Source organism: Pseudoalteromonas sp. A41-2, from assembly GCF_015767615.1.
Classification (GTDB): Bacteria; Pseudomonadota; Gammaproteobacteria; order Enterobacterales; family Alteromonadaceae; genus Pseudoalteromonas; species Pseudoalteromonas lipolytica.
The window spans coordinates 2,136,473-2,162,149 of record NZ_CP065231.1 but is presented as its reverse complement, the minus strand read 5'-3'; the positions used below and the strand labels follow the sequence as shown (position 1 = coordinate 2,162,149).

At 40.4% G+C, this 25,677-nt stretch carries 21 protein-coding genes; 16 read left to right on the top strand and 5 right to left on the bottom strand.

Annotation, left to right across the window (positions count from 1 at the left end; genetic code table 11):
* Window positions 1–73: 73 nt before the first annotated feature.
* From IT970_RS09805 to IT970_RS09780, 6 genes are all read left to right on the top strand, one after another.
* Window positions 74–1,114, top strand: coding sequence for a Leu/Phe/Val dehydrogenase (locus IT970_RS09805; protein ID WP_036969160.1), 1,041 nt, complete (start codon window positions 74–76; stop codon window positions 1,112–1,114).
* Window positions 1,115–1,378: 264 nt separating this feature from the next.
* A complete protein-coding gene (locus tag IT970_RS09800; RefSeq protein ID WP_036967488.1) occupies window positions 1,379–2,035 on the top strand; it encodes a CatA-like O-acetyltransferase in 657 nt (218 codons plus the stop codon).
* A 125-nt stretch (window positions 2,036–2,160) separates the two neighbouring features.
* Window positions 2,161–5,064, top strand: a complete 2,904-nt coding sequence (locus tag IT970_RS09795) for a ligand-binding sensor domain-containing protein (protein WP_196857282.1) — start codon at window positions 2,161–2,163, stop codon at window positions 5,062–5,064.
* An 89-nt stretch (window positions 5,065–5,153) separates the two neighbouring features.
* Window positions 5,154–7,088, top strand: a complete 1,935-nt coding sequence (locus IT970_RS09790) for a hypothetical protein (RefSeq protein ID WP_075593149.1) — start codon at window positions 5,154–5,156, stop codon at window positions 7,086–7,088.
* Between the two features lie 96 nt (window positions 7,089–7,184).
* Window positions 7,185–8,009 carry a M90 family metallopeptidase gene (locus IT970_RS09785; protein WP_075593148.1) on the top strand — a complete coding sequence of 275 codons (825 nt, stop codon included), beginning with the start codon at window positions 7,185–7,187 and terminating at the stop codon, window positions 8,007–8,009.
* A 104-nt stretch (window positions 8,010–8,113) separates the two neighbouring features.
* Window positions 8,114–11,299 (top strand): amidohydrolase family protein, encoded by a 3,186-nt coding sequence (locus IT970_RS09780; protein WP_196857281.1) that lies wholly within the window; start codon window positions 8,114–8,116, stop codon window positions 11,297–11,299.
* A 46-nt stretch (window positions 11,300–11,345) separates the two neighbouring features.
* Here the strand turns inward: IT970_RS09780 and IT970_RS09775 are convergent, their stop codons facing one another.
* Window positions 11,346–11,888, bottom strand: coding sequence for a TetR/AcrR family transcriptional regulator (locus IT970_RS09775; protein WP_036967499.1), 543 nt, complete (start codon window positions 11,886–11,888; stop codon window positions 11,346–11,348).
* Window positions 11,889–11,984: 96 nt separating this feature from the next.
* Here IT970_RS09775 and IT970_RS09770 point away from each other — a divergent pair, with 96 nt between their 5' ends.
* Window positions 11,985–12,461 carry an HPP family protein gene (locus tag IT970_RS09770; protein WP_196857280.1) on the top strand — a complete coding sequence of 159 codons (477 nt, stop codon included), beginning with the start codon at window positions 11,985–11,987 and terminating at the stop codon, window positions 12,459–12,461.
* A gap of 28 nt (window positions 12,462–12,489) precedes the next feature.
* Here IT970_RS09770 and IT970_RS09765 read toward each other — a convergent pair whose 3' ends face one another.
* The gene (locus IT970_RS09765) at window positions 12,490–12,867 is read right to left on the bottom strand and encodes a hypothetical protein (RefSeq protein WP_196857279.1); all 378 of its coding nucleotides are present in this window, start codon (window positions 12,865–12,867) and stop codon (window positions 12,490–12,492) included.
* Between the two features lie 150 nt (window positions 12,868–13,017).
* On the opposite strand from IT970_RS09765, the gene IT970_RS09760 reads away from it, so the two are divergent.
* A complete protein-coding gene (locus IT970_RS09760) occupies window positions 13,018–13,770 on the top strand; it encodes a Nif3-like dinuclear metal center hexameric protein (protein WP_036967510.1) in 753 nt (250 codons plus the stop codon).
* Between the two features lie 18 nt (window positions 13,771–13,788).
* Here the strand turns inward: IT970_RS09760 and IT970_RS09755 are convergent, their stop codons facing one another.
* From IT970_RS09755 to IT970_RS09745, 3 genes are all read right to left on the bottom strand, one after another.
* Complete coding sequence (locus IT970_RS09755; RefSeq protein WP_196857278.1) at window positions 13,789–14,553, bottom strand: YdcF family protein; 765 nt, start codon at window positions 14,551–14,553, stop codon at window positions 13,789–13,791.
* A gap of 52 nt (window positions 14,554–14,605) precedes the next feature.
* Window positions 14,606–15,493, bottom strand: coding sequence for a LysR substrate-binding domain-containing protein (locus IT970_RS09750; protein WP_036967517.1), 888 nt, complete (start codon window positions 15,491–15,493; stop codon window positions 14,606–14,608).
* Window positions 15,494–16,291: 798 nt separating this feature from the next.
* A complete protein-coding gene (locus IT970_RS09745; RefSeq protein ID WP_180310925.1) occupies window positions 16,292–18,664 on the bottom strand; it encodes a bifunctional diguanylate cyclase/phosphodiesterase in 2,373 nt (790 codons plus the stop codon).
* Window positions 18,665–18,855: 191 nt separating this feature from the next.
* Between IT970_RS09745 and pyrC the strand changes: the two genes are divergently transcribed.
* From pyrC to IT970_RS09705, 8 genes are all read left to right on the top strand, one after another.
* Window positions 18,856–19,902, top strand: coding sequence for a dihydroorotase (gene pyrC, locus IT970_RS09740; protein WP_075593165.1), 1,047 nt, complete (start codon window positions 18,856–18,858; stop codon window positions 19,900–19,902).
* Between the two features lie 329 nt (window positions 19,903–20,231).
* On the top strand, window positions 20,232–20,441 hold the full coding sequence (locus tag IT970_RS09735; protein ID WP_036967526.1) for a cold-shock protein: 210 nt from the start codon (window positions 20,232–20,234) through the stop codon (window positions 20,439–20,441).
* 435 nt (window positions 20,442–20,876) lie between these two features.
* Entirely contained in the window at window positions 20,877–21,491 is a 615-nt protein-coding gene (locus IT970_RS09730) for a response regulator transcription factor (protein ID WP_036967529.1), read from the top strand.
* A 474-nt stretch (window positions 21,492–21,965) separates the two neighbouring features.
* Complete coding sequence (locus IT970_RS09725) at window positions 21,966–22,736, top strand: DUF3450 domain-containing protein (protein ID WP_036967533.1); 771 nt, start codon at window positions 21,966–21,968, stop codon at window positions 22,734–22,736.
* A gap of 6 nt (window positions 22,737–22,742) precedes the next feature.
* Window positions 22,743–24,107 carry a MotA/TolQ/ExbB proton channel family protein gene (locus IT970_RS09720; protein ID WP_036967535.1) on the top strand — a complete coding sequence of 455 codons (1,365 nt, stop codon included), beginning with the start codon at window positions 22,743–22,745 and terminating at the stop codon, window positions 24,105–24,107.
* Window positions 24,107–24,631: a MotA/TolQ/ExbB proton channel family protein gene (locus IT970_RS09715; RefSeq protein WP_036967538.1), complete on the top strand. Its 525-nt coding sequence runs from the start codon at window positions 24,107–24,109 to the stop codon at window positions 24,629–24,631. Before IT970_RS09720 ends, IT970_RS09715 begins: the two co-directional genes overlap by 1 nt.
* Window positions 24,632–24,645: 14 nt before the next feature.
* Window positions 24,646–25,050, top strand: a complete 405-nt coding sequence (locus IT970_RS09710; protein ID WP_036967540.1) for an ExbD/TolR family protein — start codon at window positions 24,646–24,648, stop codon at window positions 25,048–25,050.
* Window positions 25,050–25,667, top strand: coding sequence for an energy transducer TonB (locus IT970_RS09705; RefSeq protein WP_036967542.1), 618 nt, complete (start codon window positions 25,050–25,052; stop codon window positions 25,665–25,667). Before IT970_RS09710 ends, IT970_RS09705 begins: the two co-directional genes overlap by 1 nt.
* Window positions 25,668–25,677 lie beyond the last annotated feature (10 nt).

Below are 25,677 nucleotides of genomic sequence, written 5' to 3'. Positions count from 1 at the left end.
CGAAGTGATAAAGTCTCGGCAATTTCAGCGCTCACACCCCAAAAAGGGTAAGAAAATTTCGGAGTATTTAACTGTGGCTGTATTTAATAAAGTCGACTTTGATAACCACGAGCAAGTGGTGTTTTGTTCAGATAAAGAATCAGGCCTTAAGGCTATTATCGCGGTTCACAATACCAAGTTAGGTCCAGCTGTAGGTGGCTGTAGAATGTGGGACTATGCGACTGACGAAGACGCAGTAACCGATGCCCTTCGTTTATCGAAAGGTATGACATACAAAAATGCGGTTGCACGTTTACCATTCGGTGGTGGTAAGTCTGTTATTATCGGTAATGCAAAAGAAATTAAATCAGAGCAGCTTTTCCGTGCGTTTGGCCGTCAGCTAGAGCGTTTAAGTGGTAGTTATTATTCAGCAGAAGACGTAAACATCACGTGCGATGACGTTGCAATCATGAATAAAGAAACTAACTATGTGCTGGGTCTTGAAGGTAAAAGTGGTAATCCATCACCTTTCACTGCTTACGGTACATTTTTAGGTATTAAAGCCGCGTTACAGCATCAACGTGGTCATCAAGATTTATCGGGTATAAAGGTTGCTGTGCAAGGTTTAGGTGCCGTTGCATATGGTCTTTGTAAACACCTTCATGAAGCAGGCGCAACATTGTTTGTTACTGATATTAACGAACAAGCTGTATCACGTGTTGTTAATGACTTTAATGCGACAGCAGTGGGTATCGATGAAATTTATGACCTAGATGTTGATGTCTATGCACCTTGTGCGTTAGGTGCAACAGTAAACGACATGACAATTCCACGTTTAAAAGCAACGATTATTGCTGGTTGTGCTAACAATCAACTCGCAGAGTCTCGCCACGGTGAAATCATTCGTGAAAAAGGCATTCTTTACGCGCCAGACTATGTAATTAATGCTGGTGGTATCATTAATGTGTATTACGAAACAGCACCAGAAGGCTACAGTGCAGAGGCGTCAACGAAGCACGTTGAAGGTATTTTTGATACGCTAACAGAAATTTTTGCTCGCTCAGAGAAAGAGCAAAAATCAACGCATTTAATTGCTGATGAGCTTGCATTAGAAATCATCGAAAACGGCTTATAATTTAATTAATTTGCTGTTTAAAAAGGTGCGCATGGCGCGCCTTTTTTTGTGCCCAAATAGGCTTCAATACCCATTTGCAATATTATTCCAAATAAACCGCTTAATTAAGCTTACAGCTATAACATATTACGCCAAATACCTTTATAGGCGACAACATGCAAACAGCCCTAAAAAGCCAATAGACTATCGCGGATTTTAATCGCAATTACATGACTTAATGAATGTATCTGGCTACACTGTTTTTTTATTTCACAGGGCCACCCAATGCATTCTCTTCCAAATGACTGTCACGTAATTGATCTTGAGTCATGGCCTCGTAAGCAACATTTTGCTTTTTTCAAAGAATTTAGTCTCCCTTACTTTAATGTTTGTGTGTCGCTCGACATGGCTGCACTTTATGAGCAGTGTAAGTCAGCGCCGTATTCATTTTTTCATAGCTATATTTTTCTGACTTTAGAGGCTTGCCACGATTATGCGCCCATGCGCCAGCGTATTATAGATTCGTGTCCTATTCAGCTATCAACTGTACGTGCTAGTGTGGTTGAGTTAGCTGATGATGATACATTGCGTTTCAGTTACTTTGAAAAACATGATTCTATTCAACGCTTTTCTGAGCATGCATTGCAGGTAGCAAAAGAAAGTAAAGGGCAACCTTTCTTCTCAGAAGCGTTTGCAGCGACAGAAGGGCAACCCGATCTCATTCATATTTCTGTTTTACCTTGGCTAAATTTCACGGGGTTTTCACATGCCGTTAGTGAGGGGCACGGGTTAGGTATTCCTAAATTGGTGTTTGGTCAATACGATAAGCGAACCGGCAAGATCCCGCTATCCATTGATGTCCATCACGCTTTAATGGATGGTTTACATGTCGCTCGGTTTGTTCAAATCTTGCAAGAAAAAATTAATGATTACTGTAATTGATTGTTGCTAAATGTGATTAAAGTGAGTAAGAATTGCAACTAATGTAGTAGTAATGGAAGTGTTGGTTGACGATATGAGCACCACACAGCATCACTGAAAAGAACAATAATTAAAGGTTAAGCTTTATGGCGCGGGTAGTTAGTCTCATTTTACTGTGTGTATGTTTTAGCGCTTTTGCAGAATCAACTCGCCTTTCATTGAGTGACTATTTTACTGAGACATGGAATACACGCTCAGGTTTACCTCACAATAGTATTAACAGTGTTGCACAAACGAAAGATGGCTATATCTGGATAGCAACGTGGGAAGGGTTGGCGCGTTTTAATGGTCGAGAGTTTAAACTTTTTACACGAACCGAGATCCCAGGATTGCCTGATTCAGGTTTAAGAAGTCTGATAGCCATGGATAATGGCGATTTATACATTGTTGGAGCACGAGGCGGGATTGCCGTGCGCTCACAGGGCCAGTGGCGGTCGCTTCCAAGTTCATCGACCATGATTAATCATGCATTGATCTCAGAACAAGGCGAAATTTGGCTCGCTCTTGAGGGACAAGGTATTGTGTATCGTGCATCAGAAAAAGCAACAGAACACACATTGGTTGATAAACTGAGTGCATACAGACTAATAAAAGACAAACAGAATGTCATTTGGGCTGCAACCAGTGATGGCTTATACAAAATTGAAGGTAAAAAGGTCAGTAAAGTTGGTCAAGAAGCCGGTTTACCTGATGTCTCTGCTTTTACGCTGTTATTGACTCAGTCGGGTATCTTAATTGTCGGCACAGAAAAAGGGGCATGGCAAAAGCAACACGATAAATTTGTCTCTGTTGATGCAACGCTCAATCATGAATCCATATCGAGTTTGCTCGAAGATACCCAAGGAGACATTTGGTTCGGTACAATCAACAAAGGTGTTTTTAGATTGAGGCAATCAGGCCTTGAAAATCTCGATGCCGATGATGGCTTGCCGAATAACCGTATTCTGTCATTACTGCAGGACCGTGAAAAAAGCATTTGGGTTGGTACTAATGCAGGGCTATTCAGGCTGCGTGAAGCCCCGTTTACGAATTGGAGCCAAAGCCGTGGTCTTGCTTCAGATTATGTTCGCACCGTATTGTCTCATTCTGATGGTAGTTTGTGGGTAGGCAGTAGCAATGGTTTAAACCGAATTATAAATGGGGAAATAACCACCTTAAACCAAGCATATGAACGTGATCCCCTGTCAGTGCTAAGTTTAACTGAAGACAAAAATGGGGATGTATGGCTTGGCACGTACACTGGTGGCCTCATGAAAGTGGTGAATAACAAAATTTACCCAGTTAAGAATCGCACTAATGGGCTTCTTAATAATGAGGTACGGGCGGTATTATTCGATAGCTCACATAATTTATGGATCGGCACTGCCAGCGGCCTTACAAAGCTCACAGACGACGGACAAATTCATTCTTACACTACTGAAGAAGGCTTAGTAGGCAATTTTATTATGGCACTTGCTGAAGATAATCAAGGCCGGCTATGGGTTGGTACGGGTGTTGGAGTGTCTATTTTTGATCCCGCATTAAACACATTTTCTAACATAGAATTTCCTGAAAAATTTAGCACTGAATATGCGTTTGGTTTTTATCTTGATGGCGAAAAAATGTGGCTCGCAACGGATCGAGGCCTCATACGTTACGATTTGAAGACCGATGTTATGCATTTGTTTGGACGTGAACAGGGCTTACCCGTTGATAAATTATTTCAGGTTATTGAGCAAGGTGACTCGTTGTGGTTAACCAGTAATCGCGGTGTTATTCAGCTCAATAAAACCCAGCTTACTGAATTTTTAGATAACCCCACGGGTGCGGAGTCAGTTGTTGTTTCTATGCAGTTGTATGATGAAGGCGATGGCATGCTGAGCGCGCAAGCAAATGGCGGTTCTAACCCAGCAGCAGTGACGCATTCTGATGGTCAACTCTGGGTTGCAACGGCAAAAGGGGTTGCGATTGTAAAGCCTGAGCGATTAAAAGAAGCGAGTAAACGCCGTTTGTCAACGGTCATAGAAAGCTTTGAAGTTGATGGTAAGCCCGTTGCATTGCCCGCTAAAAGTGATGTACTAAGTTTACCAGCGGGTATTTCAAGGGTGTCATTTAATTATGCAGGCTTAAGTTTTATTATGCCGCAGCGTCTAAATTATCAAACTCACTTAAGTGGCTACAACGAAGAATGGGTTGATAGAGGCCGCTTAGCTATTACTGAGTATACAAACTTACCTCCGGGAGAATATACATTTAAGGTCCGTGCGGGCTATCCAAATAGTGAATGGCAAAACAATGAACAAACGTTACGATTCAGAATTGCGCCATATTTTTGGCAAAAGTCCAGCTTTAAATTAGTGCTTATTTTGGGCTTATTTTTAATAGCCTATGCAATATATAAATACCGTTTATATCATTATAAACGCATTGAAATAGAGCTGACGGAGAAGGTCGAGCAACAAATGCACGATTTAAAGAACCAAGCAGATGCATTCGCGCATCTCGCTAATCATGACCAATTAACTCAGCTACCCAATAGACGAGCATTCGATAGTTGGCTATTCGAGAACTTTAGTCAGTTCCAACATAATAAGCAAAGCTTAAGTGTTGCGATTATGGACATTGACCACTTTAAATTAATTAATGACAATTTTTCACATTTGATTGGTGATCAAGTGATTTGTGAAATTGCCCGTTTGTTACGTATCAACTTTCCCGATGAAGGTTATGCTGCGCGTTGGGGAGGCGAAGAGTTCACTTTACTATTTCCTCATAAAGGTGCTGATGAAGCCGCGCGTTTATGTGAAATTATTCGCTTAGAAATCGCGGATTATAATTTTTCTGAACTTGCGAAAGAACTGTCTGTCACTGTAAGTTTCGGTGTTGCAGATAATGCAAATGTTACCGACTATGATCGGCTACTTTCTCATGCCGATACCGCGCTCTACCACGCTAAAAATAATGGCAGGAACAAAGTGGTAATTTACAATAAAGAAACATCAATTTTGTAGATTGGTCACAAATGGCTTTTTTATTCATTTTAAGTTCATTATAATAGTAGACCCCATAAGGGAAACAAAAATAATTAAATGGAGTTTTTATGTTTAAAAAACATACTATTGCACTCGCAATTTCTGCGAGTTTTTTATTATCTGGTTGTTTAGAAGTTGAAGACAATAATAACGATGAACTAATCAGTGCAATTGAAGAACAAAATAAGGCCACTCAAGAAGCTGAAACAGCGACTTTAACAGGAACGGTTAAAAATTACGTCACTGACAGTTTAGCGGCTAACGCACAAATTCAAATTAAAATTGGCAATACTTGGTCTGAGGCAGTTTCGCTGAGTGATGGCATGTTTGAATTGAAAAATATTCCAAAACATTCTGATTACGTGTTACTTGTGACAAGTACTGATGGTTCGTTTCAACAGCGTGCATTTTATGGTAACTCAGGTGCTGGAGTCAGCCAGCTAGGCTCACTTTTAGTTACTACAACAGAGACCATTCAATTCACGGCATTGCTTGATGGTGAAAATACACCTATTAAAGACCTTCAGTTTACTTATACTACATCATTAGGCCTGACAGATAGCACGTGGCAATCTCGCAATGAGCACTTTTTCAGTGCGACCTATAACGAGCAAACTAATCTTTATTCAATTGAGAAACCCGTTGGTTTGGGAAATTCAATTGCTCTTCATATCGATATGGATGTTGATAACGATGCTATTAATGATTATGAGCTTGTACAAAATTATTACAATCAAAGTTCTGTCTCATTTAGCACATTGAATGATGATGCAACCATTTTGTTTAAAGATACAGATGCGACAAAAGAGTATCAATTACGTGTTAAAGTCATCGATGAAACTGGTCAAGTCTTTTCAAATATTGAATTAGTGGCATCAAGCAATGATTTTGAGTCTAATCCTTTGACCTTTGATGCGACAGAAAATGAGTATGTTTATGACTTTAAAGGCAGCTCATCACTTACTGTAAGAATGTCGGCTTTTACAGATGTAAATGGTCAGAATTATTTATCTGATTCATTTTCTGTTAGAGAAGAAAATGGTGAGTTGGTGGTCGGCAATATCTATAACCAAGGTAATTTCCAAGTCGAAGACGGTGTTGTGTCGGTGATTTTTAAGGCCAATAAAGGCACACAAACGACGCAAGTAGATTTGCTTAGCCAAACTGTTAATGCGTTGAATAATGGTTATTACTTGTTCTTCTCAAAACCAATAGAGCTTACACAAGATAGTTTTTCATTGGTGAGAAGCAATTCACTTACAGTGATCCGTGGTAATGAATCAACAACAGATTCAGTCCCTGCTGGCAGTACATTTTTTATTAGAAAGGATGTAGACATTACAACGACTTCATCATTGTCATTAAATGATACCTTTGTGGAAGTATTGCCTGAGCAAGCGCTTAGTGTTGGTCGTTATAAGTACCGTTTAAATTCAGTAATTGATAAAGAAACTGCTTTAACTGCTAATTATTCATTTGAAAATGAATTTACGGTTGCTGATAAAGCTGCGTTTTCAATCGAAGATGTTAAATTCGATAATAATAATGGTTTGAAAGCTGGCCAATTGATTCACGCTACTAACTCAGCGGGTGAGAGTGCAGCATCATCGAGTCGTGGTAATAACGTGAGATTGTATTTACCAACGTCTATTGCATCACTTGCCGAACTTGATATTACCTTAACGGGTTATACAAACAATGGCACTATGAATCCTGTTTACGAAGAGCTTACAATTGTCTCTGGTGAGTATATTTATAATGATAGTTTAAGAAACCTAGTTTCAATTGCATTAAATGAAACGGCCTATGGTGATTCGGGCAATGCAATTAAATATACTTCTTTACCAGATGGCTTAATGTATATGCATGGACTACCGTGGGATGTAACATACCTTGATGATAACGCGTCTGGTAACGTTAATACGATTACCTTCGACTATGAGTATCGAGTCAAAGGCAGTAAAGAAGTGGTAACTGGTTCGGCAACGGTTCCTGTCCTGTAACTTTTTACTGCAACTTAAATAAAAATGTGTGCAGACAATTGATCTTTTTTTGTTTGCACACATTAAAGTAACAAGATTATATTTTAGGCGATGATAATGCTTAACCTTGTTTTGTTACTTTTTTTGCTCATTTTTATTGTCGGTTACTGGCGCTGGGATGATATTCGAAATCATTTTTGGCATAAAAAGTACCTGACCTATTCCCTTACTTCAGAGCAGAAGTCATTGCTGTTGAAGTACATGCCTATTTATCAAAAAATGACGGACGCTGATCGTGAAAAATTAGAGCGTCATATTGTTTGGTTCTTAAATGAAAAGCGATTTATTGGGTGTGATGGCCTGCAGTTAAATGATGCAATGAAACTCATTGTTGCTGCAGATGCATGTGTTTTAGTGCTCAATAAGCCTTGGCCTTTATATCGTAATGTGAAAGACATTTTATTATATCCAAGTGCCTATTATGCACCACAAACATCACGCGATGGTGCAGGTCTTGTTAGTTATCATAATACCGTGAGACAAGGTGAGTCATGGCCTGGTGGCACCTTGGTCTTAAGCTGGCACGATGTGCTAGAAGGAAGCCGACTCCCTAGTGATGGCCACAATTTGGTATTCCATGAATTTGCTCATCAACTAGACCAAGAAACAGGAAAAACGACAGGCACGCCATTGCTTGCTAGTAATGCTGACTATCAACAATGGGCCAAAGTATTCAGTCGTGCTTTTAATCAGCTTAAAACACACATTGCTTACGGTATGCCCCATGTTATTCATAGTTATGGGGCGACCAATGAAGCCGAGTTTTTTGCCGTGATCACCGAAACTTTCCTTGAAAAGCCTGCTGCACTTAGGCAATTCGATCCTGAAATTTATCATTTATTGGTAGGCTATTATGAATTTGATCCCATTGCGTGGCATTAGTCGCCAATTTACGACTGTTTAACACGTAATGCTGGAATCTTGCTATGCTATTTGATGCAATCAATATGTGTGCAAATAACAAAACAATAACAAGTGAGAATTCCATGAAGAAAATGCTTCATACGGCTTTGGCTGTTTCGATTTCACTCGCCTTTACAGGGCAAGTAATAGCAACCGAGCAGTCAGGTGATGAAAAGTGGCGAGTTGATGCGCCAGCAGGTCAGTTTTTAGATGCCAAAATCAGTGTTGAACAAGGCACGTGGATGAATGTTGATATTAGTCCTGATGGTGAAACCTTGGTGTTTGATCTGTTGGGTGATATTTACACTATGCCAATCTCGGGCGGTACGGCAAAACAATTAACAAGTGATATTGCGTGGCAGATGCAACCGCGCTTTAGCCCTGATGGTAAATACATTGCGTTTACATCCGATCAAGGTGGTGGTGATAACATTTGGATTATGGATGTCAACGGTGAAAACCAAAAGGCCGTCACTGACGAAACGTTTCGTTTATTAAATAGCCCTGCATGGAGCCCCGATGGCGACTATTTAGTTGCGCGTAAGCACTTTACAGCAAGCCGCTCACTCGGTGCGGGTGAAGTTTGGCTATACCACAAAGCCGGTGGTAAGGGAGTGCAGTTAACGGCACGTGAAAACGATCAAAAAGATTTAGGTGAACCGATGTTTTCACCTGACGGTCGTTATGTGTATTTTTCACATGATGCTACACCAGGTAAAACATTCCATTACTCAAAAGATTCAGTTGCGGGTATCTACAAAATTAAACGCTATGACCGTGAAACCGGTGAAATTGAAACTATTATTGATGGAATGGGGGGCGCTATTCGTCCAACCCCCTCACCAGATGGTAAAAAGCTGGCTTATATCAAGCGTGATGATTTTCAAACAAGCTTATATTTATATGACCTTCACACTGGTGAGCATACAAAGTTATATGGTGAGCTTGAGCGAGATATGCAAGAAACATGGGCAATACACGGTGTTTACCCGACCATTGCTTGGACGCCAGATAATGCGCAATTAGTGTTTTGGGCTGGTGGCACAATTCATAAATTAGATGTTGATGATAAATCAGTATCACGTATCCCATTTAAGGTAGAAACCAATAAACAAATTCAAAAAGCAGTGCGGTTTACACACAATATCGATAGCGATAATTTTGCGGTAAAAATGCTGCGCAATGTGCAAATTTCACCAGACGGTGAAACAGCCATTTTTGAAGCTTTGGGTCATATTTATAAGCGTGATCTTGAGTCAGGTAAAGTGAAACGCTTAACTAAACAAGACGATCATTTTGAGTTATTTCCACAGTTTTCCCGCGATGGTAAAAAAGTAGTTTATACAACGTGGGATGACAATGAACAAGGCTCTGTGCGTGTCGTTTCTTCAAGAGGCGGACGAGGTAATAAGTTAACAGAAGAACCAGGTAAATATGTAGAACCTACCTTTAGCCCAGATGGTAAAACGGTTGTTTATCGTAAAGCATCGGGTGGCAGTATCCTCAATCCAACCTGGTCATTAGAGCCGGGCATTTATTCTGTTAGTGCCAAGGGCGGTGAATCCTCACTGATCACTAAGTCAGGTTACCAGCCGCAATTTGGCGCAATGAATGACCGTATTTATGTAATGAGCCCATGGCCTAAACCTACGCTTAGTGTGGTTGAGCTTGAGTCAAAAGAAGTACGTAAGCTGTATGAGTCTGAGCATGCAACGGAGTTCAGAGTGTCGCCAGATGGTAAATATTTGGCATTTGCTGAGCGTTTTAAAGTGTTTGTAACCCCTTTTGTTGAACGCGGTAAAACCATTAATATTGGCCCGAAAGATAGTCAATTCCCAATTGAACAATTATCAGTTCGTGCGGGCGAGAATATTAGCTGGAGTGGAACCAGTGATAAACTGTATTGGAGTCTTGGTCCTGAGCTTTATCATGCAAGTTTAGCGGGTTTATTTGACATAAATAAAAACGCAGGCACAGATTTTAAAGTGAAAAGTGGTGACAACATTGGCTTTACCAAAACAATGGCTGAGCCAAAGGGGATGTTTGCACTAACGGGCGCACGCATCATTACCATGAATGGTGAGCAAGTTATTGAAAATGGTGTGATTGTAACTGATGGAAAACACATTCAAGCAGTCGGAAGCAAAGACTCTGTAACTATTCCTAAAGGTGCAGAAGTTATTGATGTGACCGGCAAGACGATTATGCCAGGCATTGTTGATGCCCATGCTCATGGTGCGCAAGCCAGTGATGAAATAATCCCGCAACAAAACTGGAAAAACCTTGCTGGTTTATCGCTGGGTGTTACGACAATTCATGATCCATCGAACGACACCACCGAAATTTTTGCTGCGAGTGAAATGCAAAAAGCAGGCATGATAGTGGCACCACGCATTTTCTCTACCGGTACAATACTGTATGGTGCCAATATGCCGGGCTATACATCGCATATTGACTCGCTTGACGATGCTAAATTCCACCTTGAACGCTTGAAAAAAGTGGGGGCATTTAGTGTTAAGTCATACAACCAGCCTCGCCGTGAACAGCGTCAGCAAGTAATTGAAGCTGGGCGTGAACTTGAAATGATGGTTGTGCCAGAAGGGGGCTCATTATTGCAGCATAACTTGACCATGGTCGTTGATGGTCATACCGGTATTGAGCACTCAATTCCTGTTGCGAACATTTATGATGATATTCGCCAACTATGGTCGCAAAGTGATGTAGGTTATACACCTACGTTAGGTGTTGCTTATGGCGGTATTTGGGGTGAAAACTACTGGTATGATAAAACGGATGTGTGGAACCACCCACGCCTAAGTAAATTTGTGCCTAAAAACCAACTTTTACCACGCTCAATGCGTCGAGTAAAAGCACCCGATCATCATTACAACCACTTTAACAACGCACGCGTTGCTAAAGAGCTACAAGACTTAGGAGTATTGGTTAATTTGGGCGCTCATGGTCAACGTGAAGGCTTAGCTGCGCATTGGGAAATCTGGATGTTTGCTCAAGGCGGTATGACGCCGCTAGAAGCAATTCGTGCGGCGACACTCGATCCTGCTAAATACATCGGCTTAGATAAAAATATTGGTTCATTAGAGCCGGGTAAGTTAGCGGATCTTATCGTTATTGATGGTAACCCGTTGACGAATATTCGTGATACCGACAAAATCGACTATACCATGGTGAATGGTCGTTTATTTGACGCGGCAACGATGAATGAAGTCGGCGGAAAACAACGTGATAAATTATATTTTGAAAAGATATAAATAGCGTAAAGTGAAAAGCGGCCATTGAGCCGCTTTTTTATGGTTTTTAATTTAGCAGGCGAGGGAATTGCTTCATACCAGACACTTTTGCTTGGCAAATCATTCCCTCAGTGAGTGTCATTAAATAGTGGCAAAGAGAATCAATTTTCTCGGCTTTTACGTCTTTACATTCTGACAAACGCTGTTTGATGAGTGAAGAAACAGCGGCTTTATGTGCTTTACATGCAAGGTTGACTGGGCTTTGCGGCGCTGAGTATTCTGCCGCTGCGTTAATGAACATACAGCCATTAAAGTTTCCAAGCTCTGCAACCTTAGAATGAAACCAATCTTCGAAGCTTGTAAATAAACGTTCTTGAAAATCGTGTAATGTCGTTTGTTGGTTGGTGGCGTTCTCAAGCCATGTTATGAATGTAGTATGCCGTTCGTTTAGGCACGCTAAAATTAATTCATCTTTACCTGCAAAATGATGGTACATCGTTTTTTTAGCTACATTTGCTGCACTAATAATTTCATTAATCCCCACGCTGTGAATGCCTTTATCGTAAAACAATTCGAGTGCAGTCAATGTAATGTGTGTTCTTTTATCCATGCTTGCTCCTAGATAGAAATTCTAGCTTGACATAAGTAGACCGAGTTGTCTACTATTTGCAGGTAGACAACTCGGTCTACATTGAGCAATGGAGATATGATGGACAAAACAATTAACAAAGCGGTTATTGCAGGTGGATTTGCAGCGCTGGCTATTTTTGTACTTGCTTACTTACAGCAACGAGGGGATTTTGGCATATGGTTAATGGCTCCATTTGGAGCGACTGCCGTTTTAGTCTTTGGTGTACCTACAAGTCCACTTGCGCGGGCCAGAAATGTGATTGGTGGTCACCTTATAACGGCGTTTATAGGAGTCGTATTTGTAAATTTTGTTGGTGTCAGTCCTTTTGAGATTGCTATTGCCAGTGGGTTGGCTATTTCATTAATGATGCTAACACGCACAGTGCATCCTGCCGCTGGGGCAAATCCTATTTTAATAATGCAATCGTTGCAAAGCTGGGATTTTTTAGTAATGCCCGTATTAACAGGTACCGTATTTATTGTGCTTTGTGGTTTTGTTTCACAATACTTGATAAATATCTCGGTAACTGGGCATAAAAAAACCGCTAATTAGTAGCGGTTTTTTCCCAATGTGTAATTAGTTACACAACACCACGAGGTAAACGACAATCGTGGTCTTTTTCAGCTAGGTTAACAATCCACAGCTCTTCAGCTTTGAAACCATCATCATTCGCTTTCACTACGGTGAATGGTGACTTTTTAACTGACTTAGCAGGCGCAGCGATTTTAGTTTTGGTTTTTTTTGCCGGTGCTTTTGGTGCTTCTTCTGCTTTAGGCTCAGCTGTTTTACCAGAAGTGAGCTCTTCAGTCAGCGCTGCAACATCAGCAAGGCGCAAATTTTTGCCACCGTCGATGCTATACCAACCAGGTTTTGTTGTGATTTCAGGTTTTTTACCATTCGCTGCTTCATAAGCTGCTTCGAAGGCATTTAACACTTCTGTTTTGTCTAGTTTGCTCATCAGAGACCCTATACGTTGTAAACACAGATTAAGAATATATATTTATACCTATTTTCAGCTTACTTTTCAATTTTTTGCGATTTTCCTTCCATTTTTGACTTATAAACGCCAAAATTTGCACAAATTTAAGGGGTAGAGGACGATTTCTATATGCAACGTAAACAATTTACTCAGTTATTAAACGACATTCTAAAACCCGACTCAATCGCAGATTTTTGCCCGAATGGGCTTCAGGTTGAAGGTGCAAACGAGGTAAAAAAAATAGTGACAGGGGTCACGGCAAGCCAAGCATTGATTGATGCGGCTATTGAGCACGGCGCGGATACTATTTTGGTTCACCATGGATATTTTTGGAAAGGTGAGTCTCAGCCAATCACAGGTATGAAAAAACGGCGTGTAGCGGCGTTACTTGCTCATGATATCAACTTATTTGCTTATCATCTGCCATTAGATGTTCATCCTGTCATTGGCAACAATGCGCAACTTGCACACTTATTAGATATTGAGCTTAGCGCGGGCCTTGAAGCGGGACCAAACAGCGTCGCAGTAAAAGGATTTTTAAAAACACCTTTAACGGGCAAAGAGTTTGCAGACAAAATTAGCACAGTGCTACACCGTGAACCTTTAACGAGCTTAGTGCGCGATGACAAGATTGAAACCATTGCTTGGTGTACAGGGGGCGGGCAAGGTTATATTGACTTAGCTGCTGCTCAAGGTATTGATGCCTATTTGACAGGTGAAGCATCTGAGCAAACTATTCATAGCTCGCGAGAGCAAGGAATTGATTTTTTCGCTGCAGGTCACCATGCTACTGAGCGATACGGAATAAAAGCGCTTGGCGAGCTTTTAGTTGAGCAGCATGGTTTTGATGTTACTTTTATAGATATTGATAACCCTGTTTAATCTAACAGGGTTAAGTGATTACAACGCCTCTGGATCAATCCAGCGGCGTAATTTAATCCACAGACTGCCTACTTTTTCGTGGCTCACTCGTGTAACTGCAACGAGTACATCGGCACTGGGGATAAATTGTTTGTACATGGGAAATTGGCTGTAATCTTTATAATCTGTTGCTGCGGGTATTACCTCGATTCCTTGCGCGTTGAAGAGATCTTTTGCACGCGGCATATGGCTGGCAGATGTGACTAAAGCGCTCTTTTTGTCGACCAAATATATCGCCAGTCTTTTCGCTTCTTCTGCGGTGTCCATCGCAAGCGGGTTTTGCTTGATCCTTGATGCTGCGATACCTAATGTCTTGGCTGTTTCAAACATCAATTGGCTGTTTGTGGTATTGGCAAAGCCACCACCAGAGACAAATAAAATAGCATCCGGGTATTGATGCGCAAGTTTTACACCCTCTAATAAGCGGCTTATAGCACAATCGCCCAGTTGGTTATTAGCAACAAGTTGTGGATGCGGCATGATGGTACAACCTAAAACAACAATGTTATCAATCTGGGAGTGTTGGCGTTTATTAAATTGCCATTGTGGGTTATTACTTGAAGCAATCAGCGTTTGACCAACATAAGGGGTGCTTACAATTAGTAGGCTTAATACACTGATAACCCCTAAATAGAGCGCTTTTCGTCGTTGTGTTATCGCTAGAAATACCATTAGTAATGTTATTATGCCAAGCAACGGGAGTGGCATTAACAATGAGCCAATTATCTTCTTAATTTCAAACATAGTAAATACAAGTGATTGTAAGATATAACGATGTTAGATAGTTTATCTGTGTTTAGCGACCATTATTTAGTTTGCACGTATTCAAAAAATGACGATATACAGGATTATCTTTCATATTTTTTTTCATTGCTAAGTACATAGGACGTGTAAGACCTAGAGCACCTAATGGAATTGATTTTATCAAGCCTTGGCTTTCATAAGGTGTAACTAACCAGTCAGGTAGCGCAGCAACCCCCATTCCAGCACTAACAAGCTGAAAAATTAATAAGCCTTGGTCAACGGTTTTAAGTGTGCCGTCAAAGCGTGCATTTTGTATAAAATGCTTAAAAATGTCCTGACGTTCACGTGGAATAGGGTATGAAATGATTGTTTCGTTTTTCAGATCCAGGGCGGTCACATAGGCTTTTTTTGCAAGCTCATGATCAGGTGCCACGATTAATTTTAATTTAAAGTCGAATAGATGTGCATATTCGAGCTGATCTGGTTCACGAATATCTGATGTAAGCACAAGATCGAGTTCGTCATTCATTAAATCAGGAATAGCATCGTAGCTAAAACCGCGTTCATAATCGACTTTAATGTCTGGCCAAAAATTATTAAATTCTTTAATTGTCGGCAACAGCCAATGGAAACAGGCGTGACACTCAACACTTAATCTCAAGTTTGATATTGGTTGATTAAGACTCTCTTTTAATCGACATTTTGTGGCTTCTACCCGAGGAAGCACCTCGTTGGCTAATTCAAGTAAGAGCATGCCCTGCGGTGTGAAACGAACCGGTTGTGTTTTCCGTTCGAATAACTGGCAGTCGAGTTTATTTTCGAGATCTTTAATCTGATGTGATAACGCTGATTGCGTTAAGAAGAGTTCTCGGGCTGTATTAACTAAAGAACCGGTCTCTTTAAGTGTCGCAATTGTTTTAAGGTGCTTTATATCAATCATCTTTAAAAAATCTCATGAAAAATGTGAGTCAAACTCAGATTACAAACATACTACGCTTTCGTTTATATTTTTTCAACGTCTAGACGTCTAAAATAGCGTTGTTTTTTACTGCATGTTTACAATAACCTTTCTAAACAATAAATGACAGCGTTGTCAGTTTGTTTTTTTACACTTGCTGCGATATTTCCATGAATTTACCTCAAGTTTATAAGTGGCGAATTTAGCAGTCATAGGAAAAGCGACAAAAAAAGAGAAAACTCAATAAAGGTATCCCCAGTGCCGCCAGTGCCAAATTTAGCTTTTGAAGCCTAAAAATGTGAACTGGGTATAAGGTGAACTCAGGTATAAAGGTAAACTTAAGGTATAGAGTGAGAAAGGTTAATGTGCTGTGTAGAGGGGAGTGGCATGTATATATTGCTCAATAGAGGGCTCTGTGTTCAGTGTTAGCAAGTTATATAAACACCGATATAAAAAAGGTATACGTTGAGTCATCCCGTTGCTAGCAAGGCTTTTAATTTAGTGGCAATAAATGTGAGGTAAGAAAACCGCGTCGGTAGCAAGCACATTGTGTTATGTAGCTGTGTTATTTGTGTTTGGTAATCGCCTTTACATTGCTGTAACTCCTGCATCCATGGAGGCGTTAATCAGACATCCTTAACGCTGTGTATGTCAGGTTTAATGCCTGAAAATGATTGCGTATGGTTGCTAAAGGTTATTACAGCAAGCTTATCAATAAACAAATCCGTCTTTTTACAGTAAGGTCGTTTTTTTCATGGCTTATAAAGGCGAGTATGCTTTTTATAAGCCATGTAAAATAACGTTTTTAGCATCCTTTGCCGGCATTGGCCTTGCTTTTAAAAAGCCTTGACCAAATTTACACGGTGTTTGTTTTAAGATGGCTAGCTGTTGCTCAGTTTCAATTCCTTCTGCAACCACATCAAGCTGTAGTGATTGTGCTAAAGATAATATGGCATCTATTAATGGGTTATGTGATTTTGTAATATGATCAATAAAGCTCTTATCAATTTTTAAGATATGAATCGGTAATTGGTGTAAATAGCCTAGGGCAGAGTAACCTGTCCCAAAGTCATCTAAGCAAAGTTTTACTTCAAGGGGCGCTAACCCTTTTATTATTTTAGTTGCGAGTTCTAAATTACCTATTAGCCCTGATTCTGTAATTTCTAGACAGAGTGACCCTAACGGAAGTTTATACTTTTTATATAAAGCATGCATTTGGGCTACAAAATCAAGACTCGCAAAGTGTCTAGACGAGACATTAACAGTGACTCTGGTAAAGGGAAGTCCGTGTTGATACCAATGTGAAATTTGCTGAGCTGCTAAGTCGAGTAAATGCAGGTCTAAGTTGATGATTTGCCCTGTATCTTCTGCAACGGGGATAAAATCATTCGGTGCTACAAACCCTTTGGTTGGATGGTGCCAGCGTACCAGTGCTTCAAAGCCAATGACCTGTGCCTCTTGAATTGTAAAAATTGGTTGATAATACAGTTCAAATTCATTGTGTTCGATGCCATGCTGTAAATCATTTTCGATATCGGCATGGGTTTTTAGCTTTTTACGCATTGTGTTATTAAAAAACTTTACGTGTCCACGCCCTGAAGATTTAGCTTCGTACATGGCTGCATCAGCATGTTGCAATAATTTGTAAGCTTTGTCGTTTTCACTCTCACAAAATGCAACGCCAATACTGGTAGAAGCCTGTAATAAGTGGCCGTCAATATTGAGGGGATCAGCTAGTGCAGTTTGAATTCGCTCTAGGGCATCATTTATTTGCTGCTTATCGGTTATATTCTCCATAAAAATCGCAAATTCGTCTCCCCCTAAACGGGCAAAAGTATCTGTGTTACGAATGGTGCCTTGAATTAACTCACAAATTCTCACTAAAAAATGGTCACCCACTTCATGACCTAATGAGTCATTAATACTTTTAAACCGATCAAAATCTAAGTACAACAACGCATGTTGGGTCTCTTTATTCGCACGTGCTAAACGCAATATGCCGTGTTTTATGCGTTCAATTAATAATGAACGGTTTGCTAACCCTGTTAGTTCATCATGTAATGCACGGTGCTCTAATTCTTGACGTGATAATTGACGGTCAATAGCCATGCTAATTTGGCGACTTACATAGGTAAGAAGCGCGCGATCATGCTCACTGTAGTGATAACGATCACTGTAGCTTTGCACCGCAATGACCCCGCTAATTCTGTCATTTACTTTAAAGGGAACACCTAACCATGATTCTGCTTGGCGACCCACCATTTTAAAATGGCCTGCATCAATATGTTGCTGGAATTCTTCCTTATTGAATAATAGAGATTGCTCTGTTGTGAGCAGATAATAGGAAGCCGTGTCTTTTAATAGATCCTTAGAGATTTTTTTGTGTGCGTTAGAGCGCACTCCTTCTTCGATAATATAAACGATATCGAGCACATCACATTTTTTGTCATAAAGCCCGATGAAAAAGTTATCAGCCCTGAGTAGCGTGGTAATAATGGCATGAAGTGACTCAAAAAAGCTGTCGAGTTCGCTAGATTGATAGGTAAGATTGGCTATCTGTAGCATACAATTTTCAAGTTTTTGCGCATCGTTTAACTGATTAACAGTTTGCTTTAAGTTTTTAACGGTTCTGACTTGGTCGATTTTTGCACTGAGTAAATGGGCAACCGTTGATAAAATCTCAAGGTGAGCATCATTATAGTAATGTTTTTGCGGATGCTCGCAGTCAATGACCCCTAAGATTTTTTCTTTATAAACCAGCGGCACACATAATTCAGACAGGGCGGGGCGCGCATCTGCGATATAACGTTTTTCGTGTCTTACATCGCCTATCATTAAAGGTTTGCCAGTGGATGCAACATACCCGGTTATACCCTGATCAAAACTAATTTCTGTGCGGTCAATGTAATAAGAGTTATCACCGCTATTTGTTTTACCCATCGAAGCAACTTCTTTGAGGGTACGTGCTTCATCATCTGCTAAGTAAATGACACACTCAATGAACCCGAGTCTGTTTACAACATGTGATGTGACGTACTCAAGTAGCTCTTCTATGGTGTCTAACTGCATCAACGATGATGAAAACTGATTAATGATATGCAACTGATCTGTTTTGACTTCAAGTGCACTCGCGGTATCTAAATGTTTAGGCATAATAAAGAAAAATGAGCCAAATAATCTGTTAATTAATTACGTTAACCTACTATCAATATATCCACAAAGTTATTTTCAAAAAAAACTGAAACTGGTGTAAACTACGCACCTGAATATAAACGAAAGTAAGTCAATTAGTGATTTAACCTCGTTTAAGCTATCCCTCTAACTCTTAGCCGTGGAAACCAGCAATGTCAGATTTAAATACGATTCAAACCCTCACCATTACACGACCAGACGATTGGCATATTCATTTACGCGACGGTGATCAATTGGTCGATACTGTCCGTGATGCAAGCCGCTACATGGGTCGTGCGATTATTATGCCTAATCTTGTTCCACCGGCTACCTGTACCGATAGTGCATTGGCGTATTATGAGCGTATTAAAGCGGCTGGCCCACAGGGTGATTTTGAACCACTAATGGTGCTTTATCTCACTGATAAAACGAGCCCAGAAGAGATAAAAAAAGCAAAAGCAACAGGAAAAATTGTTGCTGCAAAGCTTTACCCTGCAGGTGCGACAACAAACTCTGACTCGGGTGTTACATCAATTAAGAATATTTACCCAGTTCTAGAAGCGATGCAAGACGTCGGTATGTTATTACTTGTTCATGGTGAAGTGACAGATTCATCGATAGATATATTTGACCGTGAAAAAGTGTTTTTAGAAACCATTCTTGCCGATGTTGTGAATGATTTCCCAAGCTTGAAAATTGTCCTTGAGCATATCACCACAAAAGATGCGGTAGAGTTTGTTAATAGCGCACCAGATAATGTTGCTGCAACAATTACAGCTCATCACCTTTTATACAATCGTAACCATATGTTGGCAGGCGGCATTCGTCCACATTATTACTGTTTACCTATACTGAAGCGCAATATCCATCAGCAAGCGCTGATTGCGGCGGCGACAAGTGGCAGTAAAAAGTTTTTCTTGGGAACCGACTCTGCACCGCATTATAAAGATAAGAAAGAGGCTGCTTGCGGTTGTGCGGGTGCTTATACCGCACATGCAGCGATTGAACTCTATGCAGAAGCGTTTGAGGAAGCGGGGGCTTTAGATAAGCTAGAAGGCTTTGCGAGTCATTATGGCCCTGACTTTTACGGTTTGCCGCGCAATTGCGATACCATCACGTTAGTGAAAGAAAGTTGGACAGTGCCTGCTACTTATAAATTAGGCGATTCGCAGGTAGTGCCTATTAAGGCCGAAGCGCAAATGGACTGGCAAGTAAAGTAAGATAAAATAAAGAAATAAAAGCCCATCAAAGTTGATGGGCTTTTTTCATTGTAATTTAATTGTTTAGAAATACGCCTGTCATATTTTTAAAACTGAAGGTTGACCTTAAAATAATTTTCGATTAATAGAGCTAAAAGACATTTATTGTGTTAGTCTTAAGTTGCTTTGAGTTTTTGCGTATTGAATTTACGGATAATGTGCGGCTTGTACGGTTACCGGTTGGTTATTAGTTCTTCCTGTACTTTACCCCAAGTTTATTGGGCATTCACTCAGGGAGGATAGAGCCATTATGGCTGAATTTTAATAATTGACTTACAGGAAAATTTGGTATGTCAAACACGGTTACTGGTAAAGTTAAGTTCTTCAACGAAGCTAAAGGCTTTGGTTTTATTGAACAAGAAAATGGTCCTGACGTATTCGTACATTTCAGTGCTATCACAGGTACAGGCTTCCGCACTCTTAGCGAAGGCCAACAAGTATCTTTCGGCATCAAACAAGGTCAAAAAGGCCCTGAAGCTGAGAACGTAGAAGTAGCATAATTTTTTATGTGAAACTTAGTACATTTTGGTGAAACAGTTTCTGTTTCACCAAAATTCATTCTTAATAAACACACTTCCTCTGCATAATTTAATCAATTACTTCTCATGTACCGAAATTATATTCCTCCAAAGGCATTAATTTAGGTTTTTTATATCAGCCATTCGGCTATAAGTTAAATAACTATTCCTTAAAAGCTACTCTCCATAACTAAAGTATTATATGCTTTGCGCAGGATCTATTTAATGTGACATTGATAGTTGTGTAATTTGGTAGTTTTTATCACTCAAGTTACGATTTCAAACTGGCGATAATAAGTTTGAAGATATTTTCAACAATCTGAAAATTTCCCGCTAAACTTAGTACAACTCGAACGTAGAAAAAATACTGAGTAATTCATACTTGTTTGATAAAATATAATGAAGGTTTGCTAATTGATGAGCATAGGAAACAATATTCTGCTGGTAGACGATCACCCGATGGTGGCAACAGCAATTAAAATGGTGCTAGCGAAGTCAACTCTCGTAAACGAAGTTCAAGCTGTTGCAAGTCAAAAGGAGGCGCTGCAGTTTTTAAAGAATAATAATGTTGCGCTAGCGATTCTAGATATTGAACTAGAAGACTCCGACGGCTTTAGTTTATACAAGCGAGCTGTCAGTGGCGGTTTTACTGGGAAAGTGTTGTTTTTGTCAGCTAAGCAAGACAAACACATTATTCGTACCGCTGCTAAATTAGGTGCACAAGGCTTCGTTAATAAAGCAGAAAGTTTAGAAGACATTTCGTCAGCTGTTGAAATGATTTTGCGAGGTTACACGTTTTTTCCACAAGACCACTTAGTGGCCTGTGAAAAAGACATTGATGAGCTGCTTACTGAGCGTGAACTTGCGGTAATGAATTATTTATTGCAAGGGCTATCCAATAAAGATATCGGTGAGAAGCTATTTATTAGCAATAAAACAGTGAGCACCTATAAAGCAAAGATTTTTGAAAAGCTTGAGGTAGACTCAATAATATCGTTGGCAAAGCTTGTAAAAGATCGCGCGGTATTCTAACCAATTTCTTGATGACACATAACACGCTCACTGTATTCATCCTTCCAGTCGGAAGGGTGAATTGCCTGCTTATTGAACATTAATCTCTTTTTAATGCATAAAAATTCTTCAAAACCGTTTTGTTCGAAAAAAAAGAGATTTTTTTTTTCACTTATCTTTACCTATTTAAACTTTTATTAAATGTTACATTTATGTTTAAGTTTGAATCTAATCTGAACGGAATGATTGCCAATCAAGGGTTATAGAACCTTAACGCGAACACCTCTGTTATATTTTTGTTAATTCATTGTTTTGGCTATTTTCATAGCAACGACGAGTGGCCAAATTTTTCCGATGAAACCCGAACATCAAGTTGACAGACTCTAATGCATTTAGCATTATTGGAGGGTTGATATCTATTAAAAGATATCAGGGTTGTCCTCTTCGGAGGATAATTAAATTATAAAAGTAACATTACTTAATTGGTTGGGAACTATGTCTGTTAAAATCAGAAAGAGTCTTGTAGCATCTGCGTTGGTTGGCGCTTTTGCATTTGCAAGCAGCAATGTGATTGCAGATCCTTTGAAAGATGTGCAAGATGCAGGTCAACAAATTCAAAAGGCTGCTGTTAAGTCTCAAACTAAAATTGACAATGTATATGGTCAAACTCAAGAGCTAATCGCTGAGTACCGTAGCGTTGTTGATGAAACTGAGCTAATGAAGGTTTATAACGATCACGTAGCACGTTTGGTCGCTGACCAAAACGCTTCTATCGAATCGTTTGACCGTCAAATCGCAACAATCGATAACACGAAACAAAACGTTGTGCCTTTGATGTATCGCATGATCGATACGCTTGAGCAATTCATCAAAGCGGACGTTCCGTTTAATCTTGAAAACCGTCTAGCACGTGTTGAAAGACTTCGTGACATCATGGCGTCAGCATCAGTTACTACATCTGAAAAATTCCGCCAAGTTCTTGAAGCTTACACTGTTGAAACTGCGTACAGCTCAGCTGTAACTGCTGCTCAAGGTACTCTTGAGATCGATGGTAAGAGCATCAACGTTGACTTCGGTCGTTTAGGTCGTATTACTTACGTAGCTCAGTCTTTTGACCTTAAGCATGCGTGGGTATGGGATAACAACACTAAACAGTGGAAAGAATTAGGTGAAGAATACCTAAAACCTGTTAAAGAAGTTATTCGTATGGCGCGTAAACAAGCGACATTAGAACTTGTTAAACTACCAATCTTTGGCGCGGAGTAATCAATAATGAAGAAACTATTTAAAGGTTTTGCTGTTGCAGCAGTACTATCTGTTTCTGCAGGTACCGCGCTTAATGCACATGCAAACACTGATGCTTTAGACAAAATTCTTGAGCAAGTTAAGCAAGAACGTATCTCTGAAGGTAAATTAAATAAGCAACGTGAACAAGAGTTCCTTTCAGCTCGCGCTGACAAGCAAGCGTTACTTAACAAAGCGAAAAGTGACCTAGCTGCTGAAAAAGCGCGTGGTGACCGTTTAGCTAAAGAATATGCTCAAAACGAAAATACTTTAGCTGAGAAAGAGCAAGCTCTTTTAAATGCACAAGGTACGTTAGGTGAGATGTTCGGTGTTGTACGTCGTGCAGCAGCTGATGCAATCGGTTCAATCGAAGCATCACTTGTTTCTGCTGAAAAGCCAGGACGTGCTGAAGTACTTCGCTCATTAGCTGCAGCGAAAGAGCTTCCAACAGTTCGCGAATTAGAAGAGCTTTGGATTTCACTTCAAACTGAAATGACTGAGTCTGCAAAAGTTTCAACATTTGAAACTGAAGTTGCTGGTCTTGACGGTTCATCTTCTGTGAAAAAAGTAACGCGTATCGGTAACTTTAACTTAGTAACTGATGATGGTTATTTAATTTACTCTCCAGAAACGAAAGCAATCCAACCTCTAGGTAAGCAACCTGATAGCTACATCCTAGCGGGTATTAGCGATTTAGAAAATACATCTGCTGACAACTATGCTGGCGTATACATCGACCCGACTCGTGGCGCGATCTTACGTATCAATACGCAGAAGAAATCGTTAATGGAATACTATGAGCAAGGTGCTGAAGTTGGTTATATCATCACAGTATTATTACTTGTTGGTCTACTAATCTTCGTAGTACGTTTCGTTGATCTTGCGCTTACTAGCACTAAGATTAAGAGCCAGCTTAAAAACCTTTCTACTCCGAATACAAACAACCCACTGGGTCGTATTCTTAAGGTTTATGCTGACAACAAGAATCAAGACGTTGAAAACCTTGAGCTTAAACTTGACGAAGCTATCCTACGTGAAACGCCTCGCATCGAAGCTGGTATCAACATCATCAAGATCTTGGCAGCAATCGCACCATTACTTGGTCTACTAGGTACGGTAATCGGTATGATTCTTACGTTCCAAACAATCACATTGTTCGGTACGGGCGATCCGAAGATCATGGCTGGTAATATCTCTCTAGCACTTGTAACTACAGCGTTAGGTCTAATTGCAGCTCTACCACTTATCCTACTTCACTCAATTGTTGCTGGTCGTAGTAAGTCGGTTTTACATGTCCTTGATGAGCAAAGCGCTGGTATCATCGCAGCTCACGCGGAGAAGGAGAAAGCCTAATGCTAGTCCTGATGGAGATCTGGGAATCTATCAGGGATTTTGTTGGCACAGGCGGCCAGGTTTTATACGTGGTCGCGATAGCACTCTTTCTTATGTGGGTTTTAATGATTGAGCGCTATTGGTTCCTACTAGCTGAGTTTCCTCGTATGACGAAGGATATTGTAGCTCAGTGGGATGCCCGCCAAGACACTACGTCTTGGTACGCACACAGAATCCGTGAAGCATGGATTTCTGAAGCGTCTGAAAAATTAGATCAGCGTATGTTGTTGATTAAGACATTGGTAGCTATTTGTCCTTTAATCGGTTTATTAGGTACTGTAACGGGTATGATCGCGGTTTTCGAAACCATGGCTACTCAAGGTACTGGTAACGCACGTTTAATGGCATCAGGTATTTCAATGGCAACAATCCCAACAATGGCTGGAATGGTTGCGGCACTATCTGGAGTGTTCTTCAGCTCACGCCTTGAAGCGAGAGCAAGAATGGCGAAAGCTAAACTTGTAGATAGCATGCCTCATCACTAGAGAGAGAATTAAATATGGCACGTAAACAACGTTTTCGTGAAGAAGAAGAAGCAGCGGTTGACATGACGCCAATGCTTGACATCGTATTTATCATGCTTATTTTCTTTATCGTAACTACATCGTTCGTTAAAGAGGCTGGTATCGAAGTCAATAAACCTAAGGCAGCCCAAGCTACGAAGCAAAAAAATGCAAATATTTTTGTTGCTATTCGTGCTGACGGTGCGATCTGGATTGATAAACAACAAGTAGACGTTGAACGTGTTTCAGCTAAACTTGAAAGTTTATTAGCAGAACAACCTACTGAAGTTGTAATTTTGCAAGCTGATAAAGAAGCAAAACACGGCGTAGTAGTTAAAGTTATGGACCAGATCAAAGCGACGGGTGATAACCTTAAAATTTCAATAGCTGGAGATCAGTAATGATTCGTTTTCTGTTTTCACTGATTGCAGGTGGGGCAGTTACTTTCGGCTTGTTCTACTTCATGGCGTACCTCATCTCCGGTGGAGCTGATCGTGCGACTGAACAAAAAGAACAGATTGTAGTCGAAATTATGACGAATCCGCCTGAATCTAAGGTGCAGGAGAGGAAGCGTGTTCCGCCTCCGCCTCCGCCACCGCCAAAGCAGCCGCCTAAGCCGCAGCCGCCTCAGCCGGAAAACAGCAACCCTAACACTGGTGGTTTGTCATTTAATATGCCAAGCATCGATGTGGGTGGCACAGCTGGAGGCCTAAGTGGTCCAGGTGCATTTGGACGTGATGGTGATGCGACACCTATCGTTCGTATTGAACCAAAATACCCTACGCAAGCAGCGCGTGACGGTAAAGAAGGTTGGGTTCAACTTTCATTTACTATCAATGAAGTAGGTGGTGTAGAAGATGTTGAAGTGATCGACGCTGATCCAAAACGTATCTTTGACCGCGAAGCTAAACGTGCACTTCGTAAGTGGAAATACCGTCCGAAAATCATCGATGGTAAACCACAAAAACAATTTGGTCTTCAAGTACAACTAGACTTTAAACTTAACCAAGGCAACTAAGGAGGCGAGT